The sequence below is a fragment of the Acinetobacter sp. C26M genome, assembly GCF_023702675.1.
GTDB lineage: Bacteria > Pseudomonadota > Gammaproteobacteria > Pseudomonadales > Moraxellaceae > Acinetobacter.
In genome coordinates this window covers 1,557,308-1,579,021 of sequence record NZ_CP098478.1, presented here as the reverse complement: position 1 = coordinate 1,579,021, position 21,714 = coordinate 1,557,308, and the positions used below count along the sequence as shown (strand labels likewise).

17 protein-coding genes are annotated in these 21,714 nt (G+C 42.0%); 7 read left to right on the top strand and 10 right to left on the bottom strand.

What is annotated here, in order from left to right; translation table 11 throughout:
* Window positions 1–13: 13 nt before the first annotated feature.
* From NDN11_RS07085 to adeS, 4 genes are all read right to left on the bottom strand, one after another.
* A complete protein-coding gene (locus tag NDN11_RS07085; RefSeq protein WP_251111214.1) occupies window positions 14–1,510 on the bottom strand; it encodes a putative porin in 1,497 nt (498 codons plus the stop codon).
* A 460-nt stretch (window positions 1,511–1,970) separates the two neighbouring features.
* A complete protein-coding gene (locus NDN11_RS07080) occupies window positions 1,971–3,020 on the bottom strand; it encodes an NADP(H)-dependent aldo-keto reductase (RefSeq protein ID WP_251111213.1) in 1,050 nt (349 codons plus the stop codon).
* An 89-nt stretch (window positions 3,021–3,109) separates the two neighbouring features.
* The gene (locus NDN11_RS07075) at window positions 3,110–4,465 is read right to left on the bottom strand and encodes an LLM class flavin-dependent oxidoreductase (RefSeq protein ID WP_251111212.1); all 1,356 of its coding nucleotides are present in this window, start codon (window positions 4,463–4,465) and stop codon (window positions 3,110–3,112) included.
* Window positions 4,466–4,701: 236 nt separating this feature from the next.
* Window positions 4,702–5,772: a two-component sensor histidine kinase AdeS gene (adeS, locus tag NDN11_RS07070; RefSeq protein WP_251111211.1), complete on the bottom strand. Its 1,071-nt coding sequence runs from the start codon at window positions 5,770–5,772 to the stop codon at window positions 4,702–4,704.
* A 147-nt stretch (window positions 5,773–5,919) separates the two neighbouring features.
* Here adeS and NDN11_RS07065 point away from each other — a divergent pair, with 147 nt between their 5' ends.
* Window positions 5,920–6,192 carry a transporter suffix domain-containing protein gene (locus tag NDN11_RS07065; protein ID WP_167251452.1) on the top strand — a complete coding sequence of 91 codons (273 nt, stop codon included), beginning with the start codon at window positions 5,920–5,922 and terminating at the stop codon, window positions 6,190–6,192.
* 18 nt (window positions 6,193–6,210) lie between these two features.
* Here the strand turns inward: NDN11_RS07065 and adeR are convergent, their stop codons facing one another.
* Window positions 6,211–6,939, bottom strand: coding sequence for an efflux system response regulator transcription factor AdeR (adeR, locus tag NDN11_RS07060; RefSeq protein ID WP_167251450.1), 729 nt, complete (start codon window positions 6,937–6,939; stop codon window positions 6,211–6,213).
* Window positions 6,940–7,085: 146 nt separating this feature from the next.
* Here adeR and NDN11_RS07055 point away from each other — a divergent pair, with 146 nt between their 5' ends.
* From NDN11_RS07055 to NDN11_RS07040, 4 genes are all read left to right on the top strand, one after another.
* Window positions 7,086–8,255 carry an efflux RND transporter periplasmic adaptor subunit gene (locus NDN11_RS07055; RefSeq protein WP_251111210.1) on the top strand — a complete coding sequence of 390 codons (1,170 nt, stop codon included), beginning with the start codon at window positions 7,086–7,088 and terminating at the stop codon, window positions 8,253–8,255.
* Window positions 8,255–11,365 carry a multidrug efflux RND transporter permease subunit AdeB gene (gene adeB / locus NDN11_RS07050; protein ID WP_251111209.1) on the top strand — a complete coding sequence of 1,037 codons (3,111 nt, stop codon included), beginning with the start codon at window positions 8,255–8,257 and terminating at the stop codon, window positions 11,363–11,365. The genes NDN11_RS07055 and adeB overlap by 1 nt, the downstream gene beginning before the upstream one ends.
* A gap of 79 nt (window positions 11,366–11,444) precedes the next feature.
* Window positions 11,445–12,845 carry an AdeC/AdeK/OprM family multidrug efflux complex outer membrane factor gene (gene adeC / locus NDN11_RS07045; protein WP_251111208.1) on the top strand — a complete coding sequence of 467 codons (1,401 nt, stop codon included), beginning with the start codon at window positions 11,445–11,447 and terminating at the stop codon, window positions 12,843–12,845.
* Between the two features lie 85 nt (window positions 12,846–12,930).
* On the top strand, window positions 12,931–13,326 hold the full coding sequence (locus NDN11_RS07040) for an acyl-CoA thioesterase (protein ID WP_251111207.1): 396 nt from the start codon (window positions 12,931–12,933) through the stop codon (window positions 13,324–13,326).
* A 44-nt stretch (window positions 13,327–13,370) separates the two neighbouring features.
* On the opposite strand, the gene NDN11_RS07035 is transcribed toward NDN11_RS07040, so the two are convergent.
* The 5 genes from NDN11_RS07035 to NDN11_RS07015 all read right to left on the bottom strand — a co-directional run bounded on the left by NDN11_RS07035 (window position 13,371) and on the right by NDN11_RS07015 (window position 18,906).
* A complete protein-coding gene (locus NDN11_RS07035; RefSeq protein WP_251111206.1) occupies window positions 13,371–14,312 on the bottom strand; it encodes a Dyp-type peroxidase in 942 nt (313 codons plus the stop codon).
* Window positions 14,313–14,396: 84 nt separating this feature from the next.
* Entirely contained in the window at window positions 14,397–15,185 is a 789-nt protein-coding gene (fdhD, locus tag NDN11_RS07030; protein ID WP_251111205.1) for a formate dehydrogenase accessory sulfurtransferase FdhD, read from the bottom strand.
* 48 nt (window positions 15,186–15,233) lie between these two features.
* Window positions 15,234–17,642 (bottom strand): FdhF/YdeP family oxidoreductase, encoded by a 2,409-nt coding sequence (locus NDN11_RS07025; protein WP_251111506.1) that lies wholly within the window; start codon window positions 17,640–17,642, stop codon window positions 15,234–15,236.
* Between the two features lie 227 nt (window positions 17,643–17,869).
* A complete protein-coding gene (locus NDN11_RS07020) occupies window positions 17,870–18,043 on the bottom strand; it encodes a cbb3-type cytochrome oxidase assembly protein (protein WP_167251438.1) in 174 nt (57 codons plus the stop codon).
* A gap of 44 nt (window positions 18,044–18,087) precedes the next feature.
* Window positions 18,088–18,906, bottom strand: coding sequence for a hypothetical protein (locus tag NDN11_RS07015; protein ID WP_251111505.1), 819 nt, complete (start codon window positions 18,904–18,906; stop codon window positions 18,088–18,090).
* 359 nt (window positions 18,907–19,265) lie between these two features.
* Between NDN11_RS07015 and NDN11_RS07010 the strand changes: the two genes are divergently transcribed.
* Both NDN11_RS07010 and cydB read left to right on the top strand, forming a co-directional pair.
* Window positions 19,266–20,711 (top strand): cytochrome ubiquinol oxidase subunit I, encoded by a 1,446-nt coding sequence (locus NDN11_RS07010; RefSeq protein ID WP_251111204.1) that lies wholly within the window; start codon window positions 19,266–19,268, stop codon window positions 20,709–20,711.
* A complete protein-coding gene (cydB, locus tag NDN11_RS07005; protein WP_251111203.1) occupies window positions 20,704–21,708 on the top strand; it encodes a cytochrome d ubiquinol oxidase subunit II in 1,005 nt (334 codons plus the stop codon). Before NDN11_RS07010 ends, cydB begins: the two co-directional genes overlap by 8 nt.
* Window positions 21,709–21,714 lie beyond the last annotated feature (6 nt).

The following is a 21,714-nucleotide window of genomic DNA, read 5'->3' as shown; positions in this document are numbered from 1 at the left end:
TCATATTGGAAAATTAAAAGGTGTATTGGAATTGCGCTTGTACTTCCGAGAAGTCTTTCTGCGCAGCTGTCTCGTGGTCATAGCTCCAGCGATTCAGCCCTAATTGGAATTTGGTGGTTTGTGCGAAGAAGAAATTTAGCCCCAAAGTATGAATATCGACTTTGCCTAAGCCATGACCTGCAATCCCAACGACATCTGCGCCTTTATTTGGGTTGTAGCTGTCATAGCGATAGAAGCTCTGAATTGATTTCGGCCAGAAATCATCAAACTTCGCGACGGATTTCACGCTGTTATAAAATTGATCGCCAAAGGTATAAAACAGAGTTGCGGTATGCCCTTCAGACTTTACTTCTGAGGTTGAACCTGTCGCAGTTGCATAATCACTGAGTCCTTTGACATATTCATAAGTCACGCCAAACGGTGCATGGTTGTAATAAATATCGAAGCCCAGACGATCATTACGACCGTTACCATCGAGAACATTACTACCTGCGATGACGTTTTTACTGCCTTTGAGATAGGAAGCACCAAATTTCAACTCACGGAACCAACTGGCATAATCAACTGGTAAGGTAAAAGCCACCCGACCGATATAATCTTTCTTGTCATTGTCATCGACTTTATTGGTGCCATTGCCATTGACCACACCCAAAGCATATTCAAATAACGGTGCTCGATAGTTTGATGAATAATCAACAAATGGTTTGACATCACCACGCACAATCAGACCTGTCTGGCGATTGAATAAACCCAATTGCGCCAATCCCGTTGCAACATTAATGGTCGGTCGTAAATCCTCTGGAGATTGTGGGTCTAAGCCAAATGGAATCAGTTGTTGCCCCAGCGTCACGTTTAAACGTGGGACTTCAGGACCACCATTGGTTGAAGTAAAGTTATAGCGTAAAAAAGCATCAGCCAAATTCAAATCGCTGGCACTGCCTGCTGTACCCGTACGCTTGCCGTAGCTAAAAGACAATTGGTAATCTAAGTTTTTGCCTTCCTTATAATCTCGATATAAATTTCCTCGTACGCCAAATAAAGCCGTAGGGATATCGAAAGTATTACGACGAGGTGTAACTGGTGCAGGGTTCCCCACAGAGGTATCGCGACTTTGTGTTTGTGCGCGGACTTGTACCGTGCCATACAAGGTTGTATCTCGGGTTGATTTCACCGAAGTCCGCTCATATTGGCGTGATTGATCATATTTATAGTTTTCTAAATCACTTCGGAAACCTGCCAGCTCACTTTGAGTCGCAAAACTATGTTCCGTATTTTCCTCCTGAGCCTCTGCCGATGCATCATCTTGGGCTGTAAGTTGCGCTGTCTCATTCAGCTCCGTTGAAGCTTGCTTCTTTTGCTTTAATGCATTGACCTGCTGCTGTAGAGCAGTCAATTGCGCCTGTAATTGCGCTAACGTGGTATCAATATCTTCTGCTGCTTGAGCTGTGCCGCTTCCCAAAAGTGTTGCAATGCTCAAAGCAATCGATAAAGAGAGATAATGTTTTTTCACCAATAAAACCCCTAAAAACTAAAACCATAAAATTTGAGTAAAAAAATCCTGTGTGTGACTGAATAAGTAATCACACCGAAAAAGATTCGAACTAAATGAATTAAAAAATAAGAGAGAAATTAACTTTCCATACAACAACGCAACATCTTCATCCTGTGCTCCTCAGCCTGCATAAAATCAATCTTTGATTTATATACTTTGATCTTTGCAAGCAGCATGCCAAATATCAAGCAATTGTTTTATATCAATATTTATAAAAAAACATCCACTTCTTTCTGTTGAAGCACTGTTGATTTTCCAACACCCTGCTTATACCAAAACAGCACATTTCAAGGTTTCTATTTCTTATTTTTTGATATAGAGACTCAGTCGCTTTGTTCTAAAAATAAAAAAAGACAGTTGGATTGACTCAACTGTCCTGAACAAAACGAAAATTAAATTGTAGGAGATTATCTATGCCTTAAGGTGCGGGATTAGGATGGGCTTGATGGATTTGCTCAATTCCCTGAATGACCTCATCAGTTAACTGTAGGTCAATACTTTCAATATTGGTTTTAAGCTGAGTTAAATTGGTCGCCCCAATAATATTACTGGTGACAAAACGGCGACTATTTACATAGGTTAAAGCCAATTGGGCAGGATCTAAATCATATTGTTTGGCCAATGCCACATAACGACGAATTGCATCTTCAGAGGCTTGCCCTTTATAACGGGCAAAGCGTTCCCATAAGGTTAAACGTGCGCCTGCTGGTTGTGCACCATCTAAGTATTTTCCTGTCAAAGCACCAAAAGCCAAAGGTGAATAAGCCAGTAATCCTACCTGCTCACGGATCGCAATTTCAGCATTGCCAATTTCAAAACTACGGTTCAATAAGTTATATGGATTTTGGATAGAAACAACCCGCGCTAAGCCCAATGTTTCGGAATACTTTAAAAATTGACTCACGCCCCATGGTGTTTCATTGGAGAGACCAATATGTCGGATCTTTCCTGCTCGAATTAGATCAGACAAAACTGTCAAGGTTTCTAAAATTGGAACCGTATCTTCATTTTCAACATGGGTATAACCCAATTCACCGAAATGATTGGTACTGCGATCAGGCCAATGAAGCTGATATAGATCAACATAATCCGTCTGTAAACGTTTCAGACTATCATGTAGCGCAGTTTCAATATTGGCTCGATCCAACTTGGTTTGACCCGAACGAAAATGCGAGGCTTGGGTTAATTTCCCTGAACGACCTACCACTTTGGTTGCGATCAGCACTTGGTCTCGTTTCTGTGACTGCTTTAACCATGTGCCAATATATTGTTCAGTTAAGCCTTGTGTTTCAGGTTTCGGTGGTACAGGGTACATTTCAGCCGTATCAATCAGATTTACTCCACGCTCCACTGCATAATCCAGCTGTTCATGCGCTTCGGATTCAGAATTCTGCTCTCCCCAAGTCATGGTGCCTAGAGCGATGACACTGACATCAATATCAGTCTGACCTAATTTTCTATATTGCATTTTTCACTCAATTCTATTGTGACGACACAAGAGTGACGCTTAACAGTCGCCCTTGTTGCTTAGATTCATGATTTAGTTTTAACATTATTTTAACTGGCTTTGTTTTTTTCAGCTTGTCGAGCAATGACATATTGATTTTCTGGACGGGCCAAGCCGAGATTTTCACGTAAGGTCGTTCCTTCATATTCGGTACGGAATAGGCCACGGCGTTGTAGCTCTGGCACAATCAATTCAACAAAATCGTTTAACCCAGCAGGTGTACTTGGTGGCAAAATATTAAAACCATCCGCGGCTTCATTTTCAAACCATTGTTGTAATTGATCGACGATCTGCTCAGGTGTACCAATTAGTTGCCAATGCCCACGTGCACCCGCCACCCATTCATACAACTGACGGATACTGAAATTGTTTTTCTTGGCAATATCTGCGATTAGAGCAGGACGACTCACCATGCCTTGGCCTTCGCCTAACTCAGGGAATGGACCATCTAGATCATAACCTGAAAAATCAAAGCCACCACTTAACCCACTCAACAAGGCAAGCCCTGCTTCTGGATGAATCAGGTCCGTGAGCTGTTGATATTTGGCACGCGCTTCTTCTTCAGTACGACCCACAAACGCAGAAACGCCCGGTAAAATTAAAAGTTCATCGGCTGAACGCCCATATTTGGCTAAACGACTTTTTACGTCACGATAAAACTCTTGTGCATCTTCCAGCTTTTGATTGGCCGTGAAAATGACTTCAGCATAACGGGCTGCAAGATCACGTCCAGGCCCAGATTGTCCCGCTTGTACAATCACAGGATAACCTTGTGGTGTACGCGGGACATTCAATGCACCTTTCACCGCATAGTATTTACCTTTGTGATTCGGGTTATGAACTTTCTCAGGATCATAAAACACACCTGATGCCTTGTCATGAATAAAGGCATCATCTTCCCAACTGTCCCACAGCTTTTTAATTAGATCGACATATTCTTGAGCACGCTCATAACGCTCAGCATGCGGAATTTGTTGCTCATAACCAAAATTGGCTGCAGCTGCTTCCGACGCTGAGGTCACCACATTCCAGCCCGCTCGACCATGACTGAGATGATCTAGCGAAGCAAATTTACGCGCCAATAAATACGGTTCTTCATAAGTAGTCGATGCCGTGGCAATAAAACCGATATGCTTGGTCACTGTCGATAAAGCGGCAAACAAGGTGACTGGTTCAAAGCCTGCCACTTTATCGCTATAACCTGTTTTCTCAGCTTGTCCAAAATTAACGGCTAGGCCATCTGCCAAAAAATAGGCATCAAATAAGCCTTTTTCCGCAAGTTGTGCCTGCTCTTTAATAAAATCAAAATCCACTGCTTTGCTTGGTTGCGACTCTGGATGTCGCCATGCGGCAACATGTTGTCCAGTGGCAGGGATAAATGCACCTAATCGAATTTTTCTACTCATGTTCTGCTCCAAATTTGTTATTCAACACAATTTATCTTTCACTGTGGTTAATACAAATTGAATGCCATGTTTTTTATTTATAAATATCAATCGATTAAAAATTATTAATTTTATCGATGTTTCAGCAACAGCATGATTCTGTTGAGGAGGTGGTGATAAATCAACACCACTTCTTTTATTCATAGCAGATATTTATGAGCATAGTCGAACGCTAACAATCGTCTAAATCACTTAGATTAAACGTGAACAGGCAGATGGATCGTAAACACACTATTGTGATTCGGATTGCTATATTCGATTGAACCTTTATGCGCAATCACAATTGCATGTACAACAGCTAAACCTAGACCTGTACCACCAAATTCTTTATTTCTAGACTGTTCCAATCTAAAAAATGGATTGAATAAATCCTGTTGATATTCTTGCACAATACCTGGGCCTTCATCTGCGATTTGTAGAATCCATTCATCCGAGACCAGCTTTGCAGAAATTTTTAATGTTCCTGCATTGGCATAGCGAATTGCATTTTCGATCAAAGCCATCAAAACCTGCTCAATCCGTCGACTATCACAACGGATAGGCGTCTGCACCACATTAAGTATAGGCACAATCTGAGCTTTCTCCAGACGGTTTTCAAACAGCTTGAGTACTTTCTCGGCCAGCGCGTTCAAATCGACTAAATCATAATTTAATCTGAGCTGTTGATTCTCAACCAAGCTCAAAGTGCGCAGATCTTCGACCAAATGCGATAAACCTTCCACCTGATTAAGCAGGCTTTTAAACAATGCTTCATCTGGTTGAAACACCCCATCTAAGACGCCTTGTAGGCGTCCTTGCAAAATCGTAATTGGGGTTCTTAATTCATGTGCGATTGCTGCGTTCCAGACTTTCGCATTTTCAACCGAACTTTCCAGCTGCTGCGCCATGTCATTAAAGTTCTGCATCAACTCAGCAATTTCTGTGGAATGAATTTTACTGTCATCTGCCCTTGCAGAAAGATCACCCTGACTGATTTTTTTTGCGGCATCCGCCAAGAAATTAATCGGTTTAATAAAACGCTGAGCCAAATGCATGCCAATAATAATGGAAATGACACCACCACAAAAAATAACCGTAGATAACCAAATCCAGTCGACAAAATGAAATTCAGTCCAGTCTCCCTGTAAAGAACTTAAAGTGATCCAGCCCACATCAATGGCATAGTTATAAATAAAATAGCCAAGCAAAACCGAAAACAGCGTCACGCTCAAGTTCACGATACTTAATGCGATAAACAACTGCTTACTAATACCCGACTTATTCTTCATTGGATTTTTCCAATCAATTGACCTAACTTTTCCACATGATACGCTGATTTTTTGAGGGATTTACACAGTTTTTCCACACTTTAAAGATCCTTCCTCCTCAAATCTTTCCAAAAATAGCAACATCAAAATCTTATTGATGTGACCAAAATGCCAAAACCAAAACTCAATCTACGTAAGAAAATAGGCTTTGTTCTTTTGGCCATTGTCATCGCTTACTGGCTTGCTTTTCCAATTGTTCCATTCCTAGATATTCCCCATAAAGCGTTGATCATGACAGCAATGGCGATTGGGGGTGAAATTCTGCTGTTAATCGTGATTGCCCTATTGGGTAAGGAATATTGGGCAAACATCAAAAATGGATTGAAACGCTTGTTTAAATCGGTCAGGTCACAGAACAGAAAATCTGATGACTTCAATTAATTCAACATTCAAGTATGATCATTCCACAGGATGATCAAGTCGGTAACCGACCCCACGCACGTTAATCAACATTTGTTGCAAGCCATGCTCTTCCAGTTTTTTTCTGAGCTTACTGACATGACTATCCACTGTACGCTCTAAAGCATCACTATCTGGGAGGCAATGATTCATCAGTTCACTGCGGGTAAAGACTTTGTATGGATGATCAATCATTAAAAGCAGAATTTTATATTCGGTCAGGGTGAGATTCAGCATGATTTTTCGATCTTGCTGATGCACATAGACACTATGAATATCGGTATTAATTTCGATGTTTTTATACACCAGATTCTTGTTTGGGGCTTGACTGTTTTGTTGAGCTCTCCTCAGAACGGCTTGTACACGCGCCACCACTTCGTTTGGATTAAACGGTTTCACCACAAAGTCATCGGCACCAATTCTTAATGCCATGACCTTATCAATATCTTGATCCAACGCCGTCAACATAATCACAGGGGTTTGTGCTTTTTGGCGGATTTTGCTTAGTACTTCCCAGCCATTTAGTTCAGGGAGTTTGATATCAAGCAGAATTAAATCTACGAATTGTGCTGCATGGATTTCTATTGCCTGTTTGCCATTCATGGCACGAATCACACGCATGCCTTCGCGTTTTAAATAGTGCTCGATAATATCGCCAATCTCATATTCATCTTCTACAACGAGAATCTGCTTATCACGGCAATCAAAAGAAAATGAGGCGTCAAACATGAATAAATCAGCACAAAGGTTCAGTCAAAGTTGATGATACGCTGATTTATCTGTTGATCTCCACACTTTTTCCACATTTCAACGATCATCGTTACACACTGCTGAAAAATAATGTCAGCATCGAAAACTCCCAAGGCATGGACAGAATGCAAAAGCATCTATTACTTCCATTATTCTTATCTATCGGACTGGTGCTGCAAGCATGTGGTTCCAAAGATGCAGCTCCGACAGAAGCGCCACCTGCAAAAGTCACAGTACTCAATATACAGCCACAATCGGTGAACTTTAGCGAGAACCTGCCTGCACGTGTTCAAGCGTTTCGTACCGCTGAAATCCGCCCACAAGTCGGTGGCATTATTGAAAAAGTCCTGTTTACCCAAGGTAGTGAGGTTAAAGCTGGACAAGCCCTCTATAAAATTAATTCAGAAACCTTCCAAGCCGATGTGAACAGTAATCAAGCCTCTCTACACAAAGCAGAAGCAGAAGTGGTTCGTTTAAAGGTTCAGTTAGAACGTTATGAACAATTACTGCCAAGCAATGCCATCAGTAAGCAAGAAGTCAGTAATGCACAAGCCGAATATCGTCAAGCTTTGGCTGATGTTGCGCAAATGAAGGCCCTGCTCACGCGTCAAAACCTGAACCTACAATATGCTACAGTACGGGCACCAATTTCAGGTCGTATTGGACAGTCCTTTGTGACAGAAGGTGCATTGGTGAGTCAAGGCGATGCCAACACCATGTCGACAGTACAGCAGATTGATAAAGTCTATGTCGATGTAAAACAATCGATTAGTGAATATGAGCGTCTACAGGCTGCGCTGCAAAGTGGTGAGTTATCAGCCAACAATGAAAAGACCGTGCGTATTTCGAATAGTCATGGTCATCCTTATAACGTCAGCGCAAAAATGCTATTTGAAGACATCAATGTCGATCCTGAAACGGGCGATGTCACCATTCGAATTGAAGTGCAGAATCCAGAACGCAAACTCCTTCCAGGCATGTATGTTCGCGTCAATATTGACCGCGCTTCTGTTCCTCAAGCTTTGCTCGTCCCTGCCCAAGCCATTCAACGCAATATCAATGGTGATCCACAAGTTTATGTGATCAATGCCAAAGGTGCGACAGATATTCGTCCAATCGAATTGGGTCAACAATATGAGCAGTTCTACATTGCCAGCAAGGGTCTAAAAGCGGGCGACAAGATCGTGGTTGAAGGTATGGAGCGTATACAGCCGAATCAAAAACTGGAACTCGCCGCGTGGAAAGTACCTGCATCGAGCAATAGCACATCACCTGCAACGCAAGGAGCTCAATGATGATGTCACAATTCTTCATTCGCCGCCCTGTGTTCGCATGGGTGATTGCGATTTTTATTATCTTGTTTGGATTACTCAGTATTCCCAAACTACCAATTGCCCGCTTTCCAAGTGTCGCGCCTCCACAAGTGAATATTAGTGCCACCTATCCGGGTGCAACGGCAAAAACCATCAATGACAGCGTTGTGACTCTGATTGAACGTGAATTATCAGGTGTAAAAAACCTGCTCTATTATAGTTCGACCACAGATACATCGGGTACGGCAGAAATTTCTGCAACATTTAAACCCGGAACTGATGTCGAAATGGCACAGGTTGATGTGCAGAACAAGATCAAGGCCGTTGAAGCCCGACTGCCACAAGTGGTTCGCCAGCAAGGCTTACAGGTCGAAGCATCATCTTCAGGTTTCTTGATGTTGGTTGGAATCAACTCACCCAATGGTCAATATTCCGAAGTCGATCTGAGTGATTATCTGGTTCGTAATGTAGTCGAAGAACTGAAACGGGTTGAAGGTGTCGGTAAAGTACAATCCTTCGGTGCAGAAAAAGCCATGCGCATTTGGGTTGACCCAAATAAACTGGTGTCTTATGGCTTGTCTATTAGTGATGTCAATAATGCCATTCGTGAAAATAACATTGAAATTGCCCCAGGTCGTCTTGGAGATATGCCTGCTGAACAAGGTCAACTCATTACTGTTCCCCTATCTGCACAAGGACAATTAGGCAATGTAGAACAATTTAGAAACATCAGCCTAAAAAGCAAAACCAGCGGTAGTGTGATTAAACTGTCTGATGTTGCCAAAGTTGAAATCGGTTCTCAGGCCTATAACTTTGCGATTTTAGAAGATGGCAAACCTGCAACGGCTGCTGCGATTCAGCTCAGTCCGGGTGCTAATGCTGTGAAAACTGCTGAAGGAGTAAGAGCAAAAATTGAGGAATTAAAACTCAACTTACCCGAAGGCATGCAATTCAGTATTCCTTATGACACTGCACCCTTTGTAAAAATTTCGATTGAAAAAGTGATTCATACCTTACTTGAAGCCATGGTTCTGGTTTTCATTGTGATGTATCTATTCTTACATAATGTTCGTTATACCCTGATTCCAGCGATTGTTGCACCGATTGCATTGTTGGGTACTTTTGCAGTGATGCTACTCGCAGGTTTCTCGATTAACGTACTGACCATGTTTGGTATGGTGCTGGCCATCGGGATCATTGTCGATGACGCGATTGTGGTAGTCGAAAACGTTGAACGAATTATGGCGACTGAAGGACTGTCACCAAAAGAAGCCACTTCCAAAGCCATGAAAGAGATTACCAGTCCAATTATCGGGATTACCTTGGTACTTGCTGCTGTGTTTTTACCGATGGCCTTTGCCAGTGGTTCGGTCGGGATTATCTATCAGCAATTTACCTTGACCATGTCGGTGTCAATTTTATTTTCGGCCCTGCTCGCTCTGATTTTAACCCCGGCACTGTGTGCCACGATTCTTAAACCAATTGATGGTCATCATCAGAAAAAAGGCTTCTTCGCATGGTTTGATCGTAGCTTTGACAAAGTCACCAAAAAGTATGAGTTGATACTACTGAAAGTCATCAAACATAGCATTCCGATGATGGTGATATTTGTGGTGATTACAGGCATTACCTTTGCTGGTATGAAATATTGGCCTACCGCCTTTATGCCAGAAGAAGATCAAGGCTGGTTCCTGACGTCATTCCAATTGCCATCGGATGCCACTGCTGAAAGAACGCGAGGTGTGGTCAATGAATTTGAAAGCAGTCTAAAAGACAATCCTAATGTACAAAGTAACACCACCATCATGGGTTGGGGCTTTAGTGGCGCAGGTCAAAATGTGGCTGTGGCTTTTACCACACTTACTGATTTTAAAGACCGTACTTCAACAGCAACTGAAATGACCAATGCGGTCAATGCCAGCATGGCAAACAGTAAGGAAGGCGCTACGATGGCTGTACTTCCACCGGCGATTGATGAACTGGGTACCTTTTCAGGCTTTAGTTTACGTTTGCAAGACCGTGCCAACTTAGGAATGCCTGCGCTACTGGCTGCACAAGATCAACTCATGGAAATGGCTGCCAAGAACAAAAAGTTCTATATGGTCTGGAATGAAGGCTTACCGCAAGGCGACAACATTTCTCTGAAAATTGATCGTGAGAAACTTAATGCTTTAGGGGTGAAGTTCTCTGATGTCTCAGACATTATCTCAACCTCAATGGGATCAATGTATATCAATGACTTTCCAAACCAAGGTCGCATGCAGCAAGTAATTGTTCAGGTCGATGCCAAATCACGGATGCAATTGAAAGATATTTTGAATCTGAAAGTCTCGGGATCAAGCGGACAATTGGTTTCTTTATCTGAAGTGGTCACACCACAATGGAGTAAAGCCCCCCAGCAATACAATCGCTATAACGGCCGACCATCATTAAGCATTGCTGGTATTCCGAACTTCGATACCTCATCAGGTGATGCCATGCGTGAAATGGAACAACTAATTGCCAAATTACCGAAAGGGATTGGCTATGAATGGACTGGTATTTCCCTACAAGAAAAGCAATCTGAATCGCAAATGGCCTTCCTGCTGGCATTATCAATGTTAGTCGTATTCTTGGTCTTGGCAGCACTGTATGAAAGTTGGGCGATTCCGCTTTCAGTGATGCTGGTGGTGCCACTTGGTATTTTCGGTGCGATTGTGGCGATTATGTCCCGAGGCATGATGAACGATGTGTTCTTTAAAATTGGCTTGATTACCATCATTGGTTTATCTGCCAAGAACGCCATTTTGATTGTCGAATTTGCCAAGATGCTAAAAGAAGAAGGAATGAGTTTAATTGAGGCCACCGTTGCAGCTGCAAAACTCCGTTTACGCCCAATCCTCATGACCTCACTTGCCTTTACCTGTGGTGTCATTCCATTGGTCATCGCCTCAGGTGCAAGTTCAGAAACCCAACATGCCTTAGGTACAGGCGTATTTGGTGGCATGATTTCTGCCACCATTCTGGCAATCTTCTTTGTCCCCGTGTTCTTCATTTTTGTTTTGGGTGCAGTTGAGAAGCTATTTTCCTCAAAACAAAAAAATCCATCTTAAATGATAACGAGCAAAGGGAATCAATTGATTCCCTCTGACTCCTCCTCAGTATTTACCCTCTTATTATTTGGAGAAGACCATGTCTAAAGCGATTGTCTTATCTCGTGCCCTGCTTGTGTCTACGCTTTCGATAGCCCTAACAGCATGTATGAATTTGCAGGCACCCAAACCTGTAATCAAATCGAATATTCCAGAAAATTTTGCACTCGCAAACACAGGCGACTCAATTGCAACTCAGGGTTATAAACAGTTCTTTGCTGATACACGCCTACTGCAAGTGATTGAAATCAGCTTAAATAACAACCGTGATTTACGTACTACGACACTGAATATTCAACGTGCCCAACAGCAATATCAAATCAGTAAAAATGACCAGTTGCCTACTATTGGGGCAAATGGCAGTGCTGTTCGACAGGTGAATCCATCTGCGAACCCAAACAATCCTTATTCAACTTTTCAAGTCGGCTTGGGGATGACGGCTTATGAGCTGGATTTTTGGGGCCGAGTCAAAAGCTTAAAAGATGTGGCGTTAAATAATTACTTTGCGACCCAGAGTGCAAGAGAAGCCACGCAGATCAGTTTAGTCAGTCAAGTCTCACAAGCTTGGTTGGATTATGCCTTTGCTCAGGCCAACCTTAATCTTGCAGAACAAACCTTAAAGGCTCAACTTGATTCCTATAATCTGAACAAAAAACGGTTTGATGTCGGTATTGATAGTGAAGTCCCGTTACGTCAAGCACAGATATCAGTTGAAACAGCCCGAAATGATGTTGCCGCCTATAAAACCCAAGTGTCACAGGCTCAAAACTTACTTAATTTATTGGCTGGACAAAATGTTCCTCAAAACCTCTTACCTAGTCAAGCTGTAAAAACGATTAGTGCTGAAAGGAGTTTTGCAACTGGCTTAAGCAGCGATTTACTGAATAATCGTCCCGACCTAAAAGCTGCTGAATATCAGTTGCGTGCTGCAGGCGCAAATATTGGCGCAGCCAAAGCACGTATGTTCCCTACGATTAGCCTAACAGGTTCAGCTGGCTATGCATCCACCGATCTTAAAAATTTATTTAAATCAGGTGGTTTTTCGTGGTCAGTTGGGCCAAGTATCGACCTGCCCATTTTCGATTGGGGGACGCGTAAAGCCAATATTAAAATTTCAGAAACTGAACAACAAATTGCGCTGGCAGATTATGAAAAATCTATTCAATCCGCTTTTCGTGAAGTCAATGATGCGTTAGCTGCGCATGCCCATATTGATGAGCGTTTAGCTGCGCAACGTCGTTTGGTCTCTGCTACTGAGACCACCTATAAATTATCCACGGCTCGATTTAGAGCAGGTATTGATAGTTATCTGACTGTATTGGATGCACAACGCTCAGCGTATGCAGCTCAACAAGGCTTGCTCATGCTTGAACAAAGCAAGTTGAATAATCAGATTGAATTGTATAAAGCTCTAGGTGGTGGACTATCTCAGCATTCATAAACGCTGAAGTCTGTTATTGGGGCTGATTTTTACATATTCAGCCCTTATAGTATTGAGCTTTAAATGAAAAAATAACAGTTGATCTATGTTTACACTTTCGATTACACCAAGATTCTATGAAACTGATGCTTTTGGACATATAAACAATACCGTGATTACAGGCTGGTTTGAAACAGCACGCGAACCTGTTTTTCGCTTATTCAATCCAAGTATGGAAATCAAAAACCTGCCTTTGATTCTCGCTCGTGTTGAAGTCGATTTTGTTGCCCAAATTTATTACGGTGCGGATATCGAAATCAAAACATGGATTGAACATATCGGCAATTCTTCTTTTATTGTGGCGCATGAAGCTTGGCAAAATGATCACTGTGTTGCTCGGGGCAAAGCGGTTCAGGTGTATTTCGATTTCAGCACACAAAAGTCAGGTCGCATCCCCGATCAGTTCCGTGCCCAGTTACAACAATATCTGATGAACCAATAAGCATTTTCCGCTGAAATAAACCAATTTATTTCAGCGGATTAAACTTATTCACCTAAATCTTCGAGAAAATCAAAGGTCGGTACAAAGAATAGACTGCCTGAAACTGTAGTACTAAAATCAAGTAAACGATCAACATGCCCAGTTTCTTTACCTAAGAACATATTTTCAAGCATGGTTTTGGTGATATTAAAAGAACGAGAATAGCCAATAAAGAAGGTACCATACTCTCCTTCAGTTGGATTTGAGAATGGCATATTGGCTCTTAAGATTTTGAGCTCATTTCCATCAGCATCATGTGCCTTACTTGCCACATTATGCGCACTTTGCGGTTTAACATCATCTCCAAGTTCTACATCGTCATATTTCTTTCGACCAATGACTTTTTCTTGTTCTTCGGTGGTTAAGCCCTTCCACATCTCCATGTTATGCAGGTATTTTTGGATAAATACATAACTTCCGCCAAGGAACTCGGCATCTTCTTGACCTACATATGCAATCTCTTTGGCAATTTCATGTTCAGGATTTTCAGTCCCATCAACAAAGCCAATAATGGCGCGACCATCAAAGTATCGAAAACCTTTGGTTTCACTGATCGAATAGGTATCTTCTTTTAACTGCTCATGCAGAATTGCTGCGAGTTCATAGCAGATTGCCATTTGATTGGCACGAATATGGAAGAATAAATCGCCTGCTGTTGCTACCGCAGTATGTCTCGACCCTTTGATCTCTTGAAATGGCGCAAGTTCTTTCGGCTTATTTAAATCAGGAAAAAGTAAGTCCCACGCATTTGAACCAATACCAACAGAAGCACTGAAATTACTATTCGGAAAACGATTGGTCAGACTGCGCACCAATGCGGAAAAATTCGCAAGAAAATCAATCACACCTGAATGATCAGGATTGCTATTGATTCCAAGCACAATAAATAATGCATTCTCACCTGAAAGATTATTGATCACAGGCTGAGGTCTTAAAGGTGTATTCATAATATTTGGGAATAAAAAAACTTAATGCTCATATCCTACACAAATCAATGCATTAGAGATTAGACAAATCACAAATTTTTACCATTATTCAGTATATAAAACAAAGCTCTCACCACGGCAAAAACTGGCTAATGTGAGATTTAGTTGTTTCGCCATTTCAATCGCCATACTGGTGGGTGCAGAAATGGTCGCCAATAAAGCAATATTGTATTGCGCACATTTACGAATCAGCTCATAACTGGCACGGCTAGTCATCACCACAAAACCCTCCGCCACATCCATTTTCTGTTCAGCCAAGTAGCCCAATAATTTATCCAAGGCATTATGCCGACCAACATCTTCAAATAACGCTACGATCTGCCCTTTCACGACCCATGCTGCAGCGTGTGCTCCACCAGTGAGCTCACTGATTTTTTGTCTGACTTTTAATTGGGCAATCGCATGCGGGATTTGGCTTAACCATGTTGAAGAAATATGGGTACTGACCGCTGGTAGATTTGCATAGAGTTGCTTTAGACTTTCAATACCACATAAGCCACAACCTGTACGCCCAACAATCATACGCCGATGCTCTTTTAAAGCCATGAAAGCACGGGATGAAATAGTCATATCCACTTCAACCCCCAGTTCATTTTGACGAATATCGAGTGAATACAGCTCGCTTAAATTTTGTAATATTCCTTCCGAGAGACTAAAACCTTTGGCAAAGACCTCTAGATCCGATGGTGTTGCCATCATCACGGCATGCGAAATACCATTATAAATTAATGCAACAGGATACTCCTGAACAATATAATCCAGTTCATTTTCAGAAATCTCGCGATGGAAACGATGCACTTGCATCGTTTCATAACCTCGTGTTTTTGTGTCCACACCTACCTCATTTGCATCACTGATTCGAAAAAATAGATTTCCTATCCGCTATGCACTACTAACACGTTCATTGGCATGCTCAGGGTCAACTTCAATATTCAAATTAAAATGCGCTGGTGCATTACCTGCATGCAAAATCACAGGAATACTTTTAGACGCTGGAATTTTGGCGTATTTATCATGGCTACTCAAAGCGACTAAAGGATTGGTTTCTGGATAATAAGCCGCCAAACTGCCTTGCGGTATGTTATAAGGCACAATACGGAAACTATGTACAATCCGTTTCACACCATCCGAGAATACACTCTCAATATCAACCCATTGGTCTGCTTCAAAGCCTGCTGCATCAATATCTGCTTGATTCATAAACAATACACGGCGTTGCCCGAATACACCGCGATAACGGTCATCCAAACCATATAAAGTAGTGTTGTACTGGTCATGCGAACGAGTGGTCATCAACGTATACACCTGCTGTTCGCTATAAGCGGCGGCATACTGATTTTCTTTGTCTTCGTAAACTTCGGCCAGTGGTGTAATCAAAAACTGGGCTTTACCACTTGGCGTATTCCAGACATGCTGATTGGCAGGATGCTCTAAATGAAAACCACTTGGTTGATAGACCCGTTGATTAAAATCATGAAACTCATCAAAAACATCGGCAATTGAATCACGAATACGGTCATAACTTTCAATATACCAACGCCATTTCACCTTACTCTCAGGTAAAGCAGCTTCCGCCATACGTGCCACAATATCAGGTTCAGATAAAATATTTTCAGAGATTGGTGGATTACGTCCTGCTGAAAGATGCACATTTGACATCGAATCTTCTACTGAAATGGCTTGTGCGCCATGCACTTGCATATCAACTTCAGTACGCCCTAGGCAAGGTAGCATCAACGCATCTTTGCCACAGACCAAATGGCTACGATTCAGCTTGGTGGTAATATTGACCGTTAAATTACAACGACGTAGGGCTTCTTGGGTATAAGGTGTATCAGGGGTTGCTACAGCAAAGTTTCCACCCAAACCAATAAAGACTTTCACATCACCTTCATACATCGCCTTAATGGTATCCACCACACCAAAACCATGTTTACGCGGTGACTTAATTCCAAATACGCGATCAATATTGTCTAGTAAGGCATCACTTGGGTTTTCATTAATCCCCATGGTTCGATCGCCTTGCACATTACTGTGTCCTCGCACTGGACAGAGACCTGCCCCCGGACGACCGATATGTCCCCGTGCCAGCATCAGGTTCGCCAACATATGAATATTGGCTGTACCATGACGGTGTTGGGTAATTCCCATCCCCCAACAGAAAATAGCAGTTTTGGCATCCAGATACATCTTGGCAATTGATTCTAAATGTTCAGGTGAAAGCCCCGTATGTTTATGAATTTCAGACCACGCTGTACCATTAATCTCAGCCAGCATCTCCTCAAAACCAATAGTATTCATTTCAATGAAACTACGATCAAAAACGCTTGGTTTTCCTTTCGCAAGTGCCTTTTTATCCCATTCTAATAAATGCTTCATTACCCCAAACATCAGGGCATAGTCACCACCAATTTTGGGTTGGAAGTAATAACGACTAATTGGAGTACTGCCATTGGTCATCATTTCCAATGGGGCTTGCGGATCTTGGAAGCGTTCCAGTCCACGCTCCTTGATTGGATTAATGGCAACAATATTACCACCTCTTCTCGAGACTTCTCTTAAGGTTGCCAACATCCTTGGATGGTTGGTGCCTGGATTATGCCCAAAGCTGAAAATAGCATCTGCTTGATCAAAATCATCCAAAATAACGGTACCCTTACCTAAACCAATCGCATCTTTTAAGCCAACACTGGTGGTTTCATGGCACATATTGGAACAGTCTGGAAAATTATTGGTCCCAAAGCTGCGGACAAATAATTGGTACAAAAAAGCCGCTTCATTGCTGGCACGACCAGAGGTATAAAATGCCGCTTGATCAGGATGATCGAGTGCCTGCAAATGTTTGGCAATTAACTGAAAAGCTTCGTCCCAAGAAATTGGCACATATTTATCTGACACAGGGTCATAACGCATCGGGTCGGTTAAACGACCTAAATCTTCCAGATAGAAATCATTCTGTTCAGCCAGCCAACTGACGGTATGCTGTGCGAAAAATTCAGGTGTTACTGTTTTACTGGTTGCTTCGAAAGCCACCGCCTTGGCACCGTTTTCACAGAAGTTAAAGGCATGTGCATCTTTCTTCTCAGGCCATGCACAGCCAGGACAGTCAAAACCTGTAGGCTGATTAATATTGAGTAAAGTGATTGACCCTTTTTTTAAAATATCCTGCCTTTTTAGGTTTCGGGCGACACTCAGTAATGCGCCCCATCCACCTGCAGGTTGGGTATAAGGTTCAATTTTTGCGAAACTGGTATTTTCTTGCTTATGAATGAGTTGTTCTGAGTTATCCATCACGCTGCCCTCATCTGAGCTATTTTTAACATTGGCTACAAATAGGATTAACATGAATTATGCATCTTTTCTATTCTTGATTTGTCTAATTCTATAAATGAATTTTTTTTCTAATCACTCACAATCAGCAATATCCATACAAATTTTTCGCATTAAAAAAAACTTACTGGCGAGTGCTCGGATCACCAGTAAGAGAGAAAAACTATACTTCAGATTAAAAATATAACCTACTTATTCGATTGCACTGATGATTGTACATGAGCAGCATTTTGCTTCTGTTGCGAAGGCATATAATCAGGTTGATTGCTCACAGCCAAAAAGAAAAAGACTAAAAATAAACAACCTAATAAAATACTGATTCCAACGGCAAGATATGGGAATTTTGATTGCTCCTGAGACATAAGCTCTACTCCTATTCAAAGACTAAAATTTAATTCATGACAATCTACATGGTGGATAAAGCCTTAAAACTGGCGCCATTTTGAATACGGGTCTGCATGTATTCGGCATAGACTGATAGCTTTTCAAAAATATGCTCGGAATAGAACATATCCTCGATTAAATGAGCCGCTTGGGCTGGACTAAACTGACCAATCTTCGCAATCAGGTTTGCATTGAGACTGGAAAACAAAGTACACAAAGTTTTGTGTGACTCATCTTTGTTTTTAAATAGTAGTTTACGCGTATTAATCAATTCATCATTGAGCATGCTTGGCCTACGATCAGCCTGAATCACATCAATTTTTACATCAAAATAATCTTCTAGGATCTGAATCTGTTGCTGATCTAAAGACAAATGTGTAACCAGGAAAATATGAAAAATATCCGTCCGACACAGTGCTTTGACTAGACAACGGAACAGAAAATCTTGCTCTGCTTTTGCATAATCGACCAGCTCGAGATAGAGCTTGAGGCTATGAATCACATCTTCGATTTTAAGATTGACACTTTTCTCAGCTTGATAGTATTGATTCAATATTTTAAGTACAGAGAATGAGACTGGCGTGGTATAAATCACTGGCTGATTTAAATTGGCAATAATAAATGGCGCAAATAAATAGGCGAGATTATTATCATTTTCCACTATTTCAGCTTGAGCAATATAAGCGACCTTCTCCTTAGAAAAATCTCTGAGTACCTTGCCTCTTAATAAGGTTGCTTCAAGATTTACATATTCAAGACCTAGCTGTTGTTGTACTGCTTGCGAAGGGACTTTGCTTTGAAAAAGCTGAGTCAACGCATTAAGTTCTTGGGTGATAAACATAGTCATACGCCATTCAGTCCGAATTAGTGTCATTCAAACGACTTACAATGCTTGATCAATATTTAACACACTGCATCGTTGCTTGATGCTATTTTGAATCAGGTACAAACAACTGAATAGCTACAGAGTTTCGCTAAAAAAATATAACAGATCATTTATGCACACCCCATCTGTTATAAAAAAACAAAAAGAAATTGTACCTACTCATATACAACAGAAGATTGGATGATGAATAAAACTTAAATCGCTTTAAATATCTAAACCACAGCTTTTTCAGGTTCTGCTTATTTTCAAACATTTAAGTCCGTTCTTTCACATTTTCCTAGCGACTGCTTTTAGTCTGTTATAGGAGAGGATATATGGATCTCGGTCTCACTGCTTTAGAATTAGCCCGAATACAGTTTGCGTTTACTGTTTCATTTCACATTATCTTTCCAGCCACCTCCATCGGTCTCGCCTGTTTTCTTGCCATGCTTGAATGGAAATGGCTTCGTACTCAAAACCCCATTTATAAAGATCTATTTAAATTCTGGATCAAAATCTTTGCCGTTGCCTTTGGGATGGGCGTCGTTTCAGGTGTAGTGATGAGCTACCAGTTCGGTACCAACTGGAGTGAATTTTCTCGTATTGCGGGAAGCGTGACTGGTCCCTTACTCACTTATGAAGTACTCAGTGCGTTCTTCTTGGAAGCTGGCTTCTTGGGCATCATGCTATTTGGTTGGGGGCGTGTCAGTCCCAAAGCCCATTTTTTTGCCACCTTGATGGTTGCCATCGGCACCTGTATTTCCATGTTCTGGATTCTCTCCTCCAACAGCTGGATGCAGACACCACAAGGTTTCACCATTGAAAACGGTATTATTATCCCAACCGACTGGTGGGCGATCGTATTTAATCCCTCCTTCCCTTATCGCTTTGCGCATATGGCCGCTGCTGCATTTTTAGTGTCTTCCCTATTGGTGGTGGGTACTGCCGCATGGCATCTGATCAAAGGCCGTCGTGATGAACTGATCAAAAAATCATTTTCAATGGGTCTGTGGATGGTGCTGGTCACTTCGTGCTTGCAAGTGGTGATTGGCGATAATCATGGTTTGAATACATTGAAACATCAGCCCGCAAAACTGGCCGCAATGGAAGGTCATTGGGAGACCAATTATGATGAAGGGATGCCACTGTACTTATTTGGCGTTCCAGACATGCAAGAAGAACGTACCAAATATGCGATTGCGATTCCAAATCTAGGCAGTCTGATTTTGACTCATTCTATGGATGGTACAGTCAAAGGCTTAAAAGACTTTGCCCCAGAAGACCGACCAAACTCAACCATTGTGTTTTGGAGTTTCCGTGTCATGGTCGGACTTGGTATGTTAATGGTGTTGCTCTCTTTCGTTGCCTTATGGCTGCGTAAAAAAGGCAAGCTGTATGGTTCATCTTGGTTTCATAAATTCGCTTTTGTCATGGGGCCGACAGGCTATATCGCCTTACTAGCGGGATGGGTCACCACCGAAGTTGGCCGTCAACCTTGGGTGATTTATGGAGTAATGCGCACCAAAGATGGTTTGTCGCATACGGTGACTGCCGATCAGGTCGGTATCAGTTTGATCATTTTCGTGGTGGTCTATGCCATCGTGTTTGGTAGCGGTATTTACTACATGCTGAAACTACTGAAAAAAGGTCCTGAGTTTATTGAAGCGATTGATCTTGAGCCAGCAGGTCATGGGCATTTCAAAACCCCAATGCGTCCTTTAAGTGCCGTTGATGAAAGCATTGATCAGCAAGACCCGAACAAGGAGAACCGCCATGATTGATTTATCTCTGATTTGGGTCGGCATTATCGGTCTTGGTGTTCTGATCTATGTCATTTTGGATGGTTTTGATCTCGGTATCGGGATTCTGTTTCCTTTCATAAAAAGCCGTGAAGAACGTGATGTGATGATGAATACCGTGGCACCCGTGTGGGATGGTAATGAAACATGGATGGTACTCGGTGGTGCAGGTTTGTTCGCAGCCTTCCCACTGGTTTATTCAACGGTGTTATCAGCCTTGTATATGCCGATTACCCTGATGGTGATTGCACTGATTTTCCGTGGTGTTGCATTTGAGTTTCGTTTTAAGGCCAATCGCACCAAGCATTTATGGGATCAGGCTTTTATCTGGGGCTCAATTCTATCCAGCTTCCTGCAAGGCGTAATTCTAGGTGCTTATATTCAAGGGATTCAAACCACCAATGGGATTTTCTCTGGTTCAGGTTTAGATTGGTTCACTCCTTTCGCCTTATTTACGGGGCTGGGTGTGGTTGCCATGTATGCAGCGCTTGGTTGTGGCTGGCTGATTATGAAAACAGACCATGAACTACAAGATCAAATGTATGTACTGATGCCTAAACTGATCATTGTTTTGTTTGTGGTCTTTGCAGGAGTCAGCCTGTATACCCCACTGACCCATCCTGAAATTGCAGCGCGTTGGTTTGCTTTGCCAAATTTACTTTATTTTAGCCCTGTACCAGTTTTGGTACTGCTATTTACATTCTTGATTTTAAAAGCATGTAAAGCGCGTCAGGAATTAAAGCCCTTTATCTTTACCTTAGCCTTAGTATTCTTGGCATTTACTGGTTTTGTAATCAGCCTCTGGCCGAATATCATTCCACCATCGGTCACCATTTGGGAAGCAGCAGCACCACATTCTAGTCAGAAATTTGCATTGGTTGGTGCGGTAATTCTGATCCCGATCATTATCGCCTATACCATCCTGTCGTACTGGGTATTTAGAGATAAAGTACGGGTTGGAGATACGGGTTATCACTAAGGAGCA